The 6,743-nt window shown below is 43.9% G+C and carries 7 protein-coding genes; all 7 read right to left on the minus strand.

The features are described from left to right. A partial coding sequence (locus tag A5875_RS19220) for a DUF3114 domain-containing protein (protein ID WP_088935184.1) occupies nt 1–1,473 on the minus strand: 1,473 nt, incomplete at its 3' end. After that, complete coding sequence (locus A5875_RS19225) at nt 1,470–1,829, minus strand: DUF3958 family protein (RefSeq protein ID WP_088935185.1); 360 nt, start codon at nt 1,827–1,829, stop codon at nt 1,470–1,472. The genes A5875_RS19225 and A5875_RS19220, both read right to left, overlap by 4 nt. Beyond that, entirely contained in the window at nt 1,829–2,116 is a 288-nt protein-coding gene (locus tag A5875_RS19230; RefSeq protein WP_088935186.1) for a TIGR04197 family type VII secretion effector, read from the minus strand. The genes A5875_RS19225 and A5875_RS19230 overlap by 1 nt, the downstream gene beginning before the upstream one ends. A 61-nt stretch (nt 2,117–2,177) precedes the next feature. Next, a complete protein-coding gene (locus tag A5875_RS19235; RefSeq protein ID WP_010742512.1) occupies nt 2,178–2,474 on the minus strand; it encodes a WXG100 family type VII secretion target in 297 nt (98 codons plus the stop codon). 214 nt (nt 2,475–2,688) lie between these two features. Beyond that, the gene (locus tag A5875_RS19240; RefSeq protein ID WP_088935187.1) at nt 2,689–3,915 is read right to left on the minus strand and encodes a DUF1015 domain-containing protein; all 1,227 of its coding nucleotides are present in this window, start codon (nt 3,913–3,915) and stop codon (nt 2,689–2,691) included. Then, nucleotides 3,915–5,102, minus strand: coding sequence for a 3-phosphoglycerate dehydrogenase family protein (locus A5875_RS19245; protein WP_088935188.1), 1,188 nt, complete (start codon nt 5,100–5,102; stop codon nt 3,915–3,917). The genes A5875_RS19240 and A5875_RS19245 overlap by 1 nt, the downstream gene beginning before the upstream one ends. Beyond that, nucleotides 5,103–6,185 (minus strand): 3-phosphoserine/phosphohydroxythreonine transaminase, encoded by a 1,083-nt coding sequence (serC, locus tag A5875_RS19250; RefSeq protein ID WP_088935189.1) that lies wholly within the window; start codon nt 6,183–6,185, stop codon nt 5,103–5,105. It abuts the gene before it with no gap. Nucleotides 6,186–6,743: the final 558 nt, after the last annotated feature.

Consider the following 6,743-nt stretch of genomic DNA (forward strand, 5'->3'; position numbering starts at 1 on the left):
ATTCTTATTCGCATAATTAAAGCTTGCTCCATTAACAACGCCATTCTCACTAGCACCTTCCGGATCGATAACATTTTGAAATCTGCCCTTACCATTCAAAATGAATTCACTATTAAAATCAACAACAATTTTTATATTTCCGCCTTCATAACCATCTGGCCAATCTCCTTTTCCGTTATCAGCTTTTTTCTGATGCAGACGATCTGATTCCCATAAATTATAGTCTTTACAGCCGCTTAGAAATTTCGCCAGCTTCTCTTGATCGGTAGCTCCCTTAAAGTTATCACGAACATACTGTGCTTGTTGTGCAGAAATAACATAGCGAAGATTATTGATTTGTTTCCCAAACTCTCCTGACAATGGATTGGGCTCTGGGAAAGCCTTTTGTACCTCGTTCGCTAAATCACGCCAAAACTTATTATCTGGAGCTAGTTTTTTATCGAATCGGCTTAGCAAATCAGCAACTGCTTTCGGATCATTTGGTAAGGTACTCGTCACTTGTACAATATTTAACAGTACATTCAGTTTGCGTTCTGCATCAAACTGAGTCCCAGTATCCCAAGCATTCCACATTTGTATGAAGAGATCAGAGCCTGCTAATCGAGTCTGTCCATACATCTCTGCTACTTTCTTCATCGCATTCGCCGCAGATAAATCTTTTGTTTGTTTATTGGCTTCTTGGAAATACGCCTTGATGGCAGATTTATCCCAGCCGTCTTTTACTCGCAAATCTTTTTCTTGCGCCTGCATCTTTGTGAGATAGACCTCGTACTCCTTATCGCTCATTCCGGCAGGTCGTTCGATGCCATATTCTTTAGCAAAGCGTCGTTGCTCGATGGACTTAGCCCAGCCCATTTCCGCATCACTGGGAATCGTAAAGGTTCCTGTGCCGCTATTCCAGCTTTTTCCTGCTTGTGCTGCCCCTTGTTTGACCGCTTGTTCCAACGCCGATATCTCTGAGAAAATAGATGGTGAGCTTGCATCAAATGCGCGGAGTTTTTGCAGCTTCTTTTCTAACTCATCTTTTGCTGTTTTTTGAAACATTTGCGTTAGAGTCGCCGTAGACATCATTGGTGCTTTTATATTTGCTGGAAGATCCAAGCGGTTCAAGTTATCATAGGCATTTTTTGATTGTTGAATCAATCGATTGGCTTGTTGGATTTTTTGCTCAAGCTCCGATTCCTTCAGATCAGCACTGTCTACCTCTGAAACATATTGTTCTGGAAACTTCTTGCACGCTTCCTCTACTGCCTCCGTTAACAATTCAGCACCTTTGACCAATGGTAAAAGGACGGCAGAAAAATAACTTTTCGCAGAATTATAGGTTTGACCAGTTAAGCCAGGACTATTATTGATAAACCCATTAATCGCTGTTTGCAGCTGCTTATAACCAGCCGTCTTACTCTTGCACATCGCGCTAACACTGGACGCTTGTGATTGTGATTTTCCAACGTACATTTCGATTCCGCTCATTGATCAGACTCCTTCTCTTTTTGTCGTAGGCGTTGTTTACTTCGCAAAACATCATCTAACGCATCCTCATGTTGTCGTCGTTCTTTTTTGAGTGCTTGGCTTCCGGCTTCAAAGCCCTCCATCAATTTATTTGACTGACGTCGAAACTCGATGGATAGTTCTTCAAAGCGACGACTTCCTTCATGTTTGCGAAAATGCTCCTGCAAATCAGAAAAGAAATGCTGAGAACGGCGAAAATGATCGACGTAACCTTCCTTGACCCGATGGACTTGTCGTTCTTCTGCTTGCAGCTGCTCGGTCTTTCGCACAAGTTCTCGTTCTTTTGATTGCAGCTTCGATAACTTATCTTCTGACATTAGAACGTCCTCCGATTAAACATCTGGGAACCAGCATCATCAAGTGCTTTAAAATTTTTAGCGACGCTATTGATATTTCCTGAAGCATTATTTATTGCACTGGTCACACTTGCTACAGCACTTGATACGGAAGCGATCGCTTGTTGCGCATCTGAATTACCAGCTACGGTTGTTTGAGAATCGCTAGATGCAGTACTTCCTTGTCCTAACATCCCAACTGCGCTTTTCAATGCACTAGCATGTTGCTGAGCCTCTCCTAAATTACTTTTTATATCTCCACCAGCCATCTCTTTCACTCCTTTTTGAAAAAAGCACCAGCACGCAATGTACTGATGCTCTCATGTTTGATTAATTTAAGCCGAATGATCCAGCATCTTGGCGGTCGCGCTCTGCTACGGTATCCGCGTATTTGTTTAGTTGTCCATGGATGCTTTCCAGCAATTCTTCCATTTGTTTCACGTTGCCTTCTAATTGGTTGTATTGCTCCAAGTATGCTCGGAAGGCTTCCCCTTGCCATTGTTGGGAAATCGTTTGGTTCATTGAATTGACTTTGCGGATCGCGTCCTCTATTTGAGCTGAGGCTTGTTGATAGACCTTCGCCTGTGATTTCAGCTGTTCGGGTGTGACTGTAATTGCTCCTGCCATAATGTAATTCCTCCTAATAGTTAAGTTACTGTTAGGATACCTCAAAATCGGAGTTAGAAACCAAAGTTCGTCGTATACGGTAAAAAGTTGCTTATACGACGAATGAAATGAGAGGGATAGTAGAAAAACGATTCCTCTTTTTTTGTTTTCGCTTAAATTACGCGTCCAACGCATTAAAAAAGCCCCTCGAAATTTTTCGAGGGGCTTCCACTATCTATTTTGTTTCTAAATCGTGCAGGAATAGTCCGCTTAGTAATTTTGGTTCAAACCAGGTTGACTTGGGCGGCATGATTTTCTTGGCATCGGCTACGTCTAATAGATCGGTCATTTGGGTTGGATACATCGAAAAGGCTAGTTTCCACTCGTCGGAATCGACTAATTTTTCCAGCTCCTCGGTGCCTCGAATCCCGCCGACAAAATCGATCCGTTTATCGGTGCGAATGTCGTCAATGCCGAAGATATCCTCCAGCACGTACTTTTGCAAGAGTGCCACATCTAGTTTTTCTACCGGATCATTCGGTACCTTATCTGGTTTGATGGTTAAGGTATACCAGGCAGTACCGTCGTATAACTGGCAGTCGCCGGCTTTTTCAGGCTTTTTGATGCCGGTTTTCGTAACTTGATAGTTCTCCTTCAAACGATCCGTGAAATCGGCTGGCGGCGCTGTTTTCAGCACGCGGTTGTATTCCCAGATCGCCAGTTCATCTTCTGGGAAGATGATTGACAGGAATTGTTCTGTTTCCGGATTTTGTTCACCGGACTCACGTTTTTCCAAGCCGATCTTCACTGCTGATTCGGTCCGATGATGGCCGTCTGCGATATATAAGGCGTCCACTTCGGTAAATAGTGTCGTCAATTTTTCGATCGCTTCGGCCTGATCGATTACCCAAACACGATGAGTCACCTCGTGATAGCTGGTGAAATCATAAACCGGCGCATGGGTCGTTTGCCAATCCTTGATGATCGTCTGGATCGCGGCTTGTGGTCGGTAGCTCAGAAAGATCGGACTAGTGTTGGCGTCACAAATACGGATATGGTTCATCCGATCGATTTCTTTTTCGTGACGGGTAAATTCGTGCTTCTTGATTTTTTCATCGATATAATCGCTGATTGCGGTACAAGCCACGATCCCTGTTTGGCTGCGGCCGTCCATCACCAATTCGTAGAGATAGAAGTAGGCAGCGTCCTCTTTGAACAGCCAGCCCTTTTCTAAAAACATCGCTAGATTATCCGCCGCTTTTTGGTAGACCTGTTCATCATAGGGTGAAAGGTCCGCTGGCAGATCGATCTCTGCTTTGTCGATATGAAAATAGCTGTAAGGATTATCCGCCGCGAAGTCTTTGGCTTCCTGCGAATTCACAACGTCGTAAGGTAAAGCGGCTACTTTGTCCGCCAATTCTTTAGCTGGGCGAATGCCTTTAAATGGATGAACTTGAACCATTAGAATTCACTCTCCTCATCCCGCTTGATAGCGCGAACACGGACGATGCCGTCATTTTTGCTTAATTGCTCCACGATCGCATCGATCTTAGCTGGATCGGTCTCAGAAACATCCACCAGCGTATAAGCGTGATCGTCTTTCCCGCGATTGACCATGTTGTCGATATTGACGTCTAAAGAAGCGATCTCTGATGCGATCAATCCCAACATATTCGGCACGTTCCGGTTGATGATGGTGATGCGGTAAGGTGAATCGAAGGCCATTTCCACATTTGGGAAATTAACCGAACGTTTAATGACACCTGTTTCTAAGAAACGCTTCAAGCCGCGCGCCGCCATTTTCGCGCAGTTCACTTCTGCTTCTTCTGTTGATGCGCCTAAATGCGGCAGCACAGTAATTTTATCATTGTGGAGTAGCTTTTCCTCCGCAAAGTCAGTCGTAAACCCAGCGATTCGCTCTTCGTTCACAGCCTTCACGACCGCATCGGTATCCACGATCTCGCCGCGGGCAAAATTGAATAAATGCGCAGTTTTCTTCATTTGCATCAATTCTTCGGTACCGATTAAATGATGTGTGCTGTCAGTCAACGGTACGTGGATCGTCACGAAATCACAGTTAGTCAAGACTTCCTTCAAATCCTTCGCCCGTTTCACCCGACGAGAAATGCTCCAAGCCGTATCGACAGAAACGTATGGGTCGTAGCCGGTAACTTCCATTCCTAAACGGTACGCGTCGTTGGCTACCATCGCGCCAATCGAACCTAAGCCGATGACACCCAGCTTTTTGCCTTCTAATTCTGTTCCGGCAAATTGCGCCTTTTGCGCTTCAGCCTGTTCATCGACATTATCGCCTTCTAAGGTTTGCACCCAGCTGATTCCTTGGACCATCGGGCGAACAGATAGCAGCAGGCTCGCTACCACTAATTCTTTTACCGCGTTGGCATTGGCACCCGGCGTATTGAAGACGACGATGCCCTTTTCTGTGCATTCTTTGACTGGAATATTGTTGGTCCCAGCACCTGCCCGCGCAACGCCTAAGACGGTTTTAGGAAAATCGTAGTCATGCAGCTTTTGGCTGCGCAAAATAATGCCGTCTGGTTCTTCGCTTTCATTGATGCGGTAATTTTCTTTATCGAAACGCTCCATCCCTTCAGGGGCGATCGCGTTGAATGTTTTGATCTGAAACATTTAATTCCCTCCATTTTCCTTTTCAAACTGCGCCATGAATGCTACCAGCGCTTCGACACCTTCGACGGGAAAAGCATTGTAAAGACTTGCCCGCATTCCGCCAACGGAACGGTGACCCTTCAAATTCTCAAAGCCTTGCGCTAAAGCCGCTTGGTTGAAGGCTTTGTCTAACGCTTCATCGCCTGTGACAAACGGAATATTGGTAATTGAACGACTGCCCTTTTCTACTGGGCTGGTAAATAAGCTAGATTTTTCGATCGCGTCATATAATAGCTGCGCTTTTTGCTGATCCTTTTGCGTAATACCCGCAACGCCGCCTTGAGCCTTCACCCATTCAAAGACTAATTTCGCGATATAGATGCTGTAAGTCGGCGGTGTATTATATAGCGAATTGTTTTTCGCCTGCAACGCATAATCCAGCATCGGCGCAAAGATCGCTTCTTGATTGAGCAAATCTTCACGAATGATCACGACAGTCAATCCAGCCGGGCCGATATTTTTCTGTGCCCCAGCATAGATCACGCCAAAGTCTTCTACTTTATAGTCATTGGCTAAAATGTTCGATGACATATCCGCCACAACCGGCACCTTGCCAAAGTTCGGAATCTTGGCAAACGCCGTTCCTTCGATCGTATTATTCGTTGTAATATGCACGTAGGCTGCGTCTTGATCGACAGCTGACGGCATTTCTGGAATGTAAGTAAAATTCTTATCTTCACTAGAGGCGATCACTTCCACCTCGACATTATCCAGCGCTTTGGCTGCACTGATGGCTTTTTTCGACCAAGAACCCGTGTTGACATACAAGGCTTTTTTGCCCTGCGCCAAGTTCAAAGGCACCATCGTAAATTGCAAGCTCGCACCGCCCTGTAAAAATAAGACCTTGTAATTGTCTGGGATCGCCATCAATTCTCTCAGCAAGCTTTCAGCTGATTGAATGATTTCTTCAAACAAGGAGGAACGATGACTCAGCTCCATCACCGACATGCCGCTATTTTTGTAATCAAGCATCTCGGACTGTGCGATCTCCAACACAGCTTTCGGTAGTACTGCGGGACCTGCAGAAAAATTATAAATCGTCATACTTATTCTCTCCTTTTTCTTTATATAGTAAAAATTTTTCTGTTAGAAAAATTTGAACTCATTTTCAAGCCGTATACCATTCCTCTAGTTTTCTGAACGTTTCTTTCGTTCTACAGATAATTAGCGATTCGTTAAAAGCAAACTGCTAAAAGAGGAACTGGCATCCTTTTTCATATTTATAGAATCAATTTTTCTTAAAAGAAAAATTCATACCCATTTTCAAGCCGTATACCATTCCTCTAGTTTTCTGAACGTTTCTTTCGTTCTACAGATAATTAGCGATTCGTTAAAAGCAAACTGCTAAGAGAGGAACTGGCATCCTTTTTCTTTATATAGTAGAAATTTTCATGTTGAAACCACGTCTCGATACTGCTAAAACGCCTTGCATTAAATCAGCTATCCTGCATCAAGATGTGATGACAATTATAACAGATGTCTTTAAATGATAAAAGGCTAATTTTAAATTAATTTCACTGTAATCTAGATTTTTCTCAGAAATTTTCATTCTTGCTTACATAAAATGAAATTTAACACCCTTTTATAGGAAAGAAATATTCA

The sequence above is a fragment of the Enterococcus sp. 3H8_DIV0648 genome, assembly GCF_002140655.1.
Lineage (GTDB): Bacteria > Bacillota > Bacilli > Lactobacillales > Enterococcaceae > Enterococcus_A > Enterococcus_A hulanensis.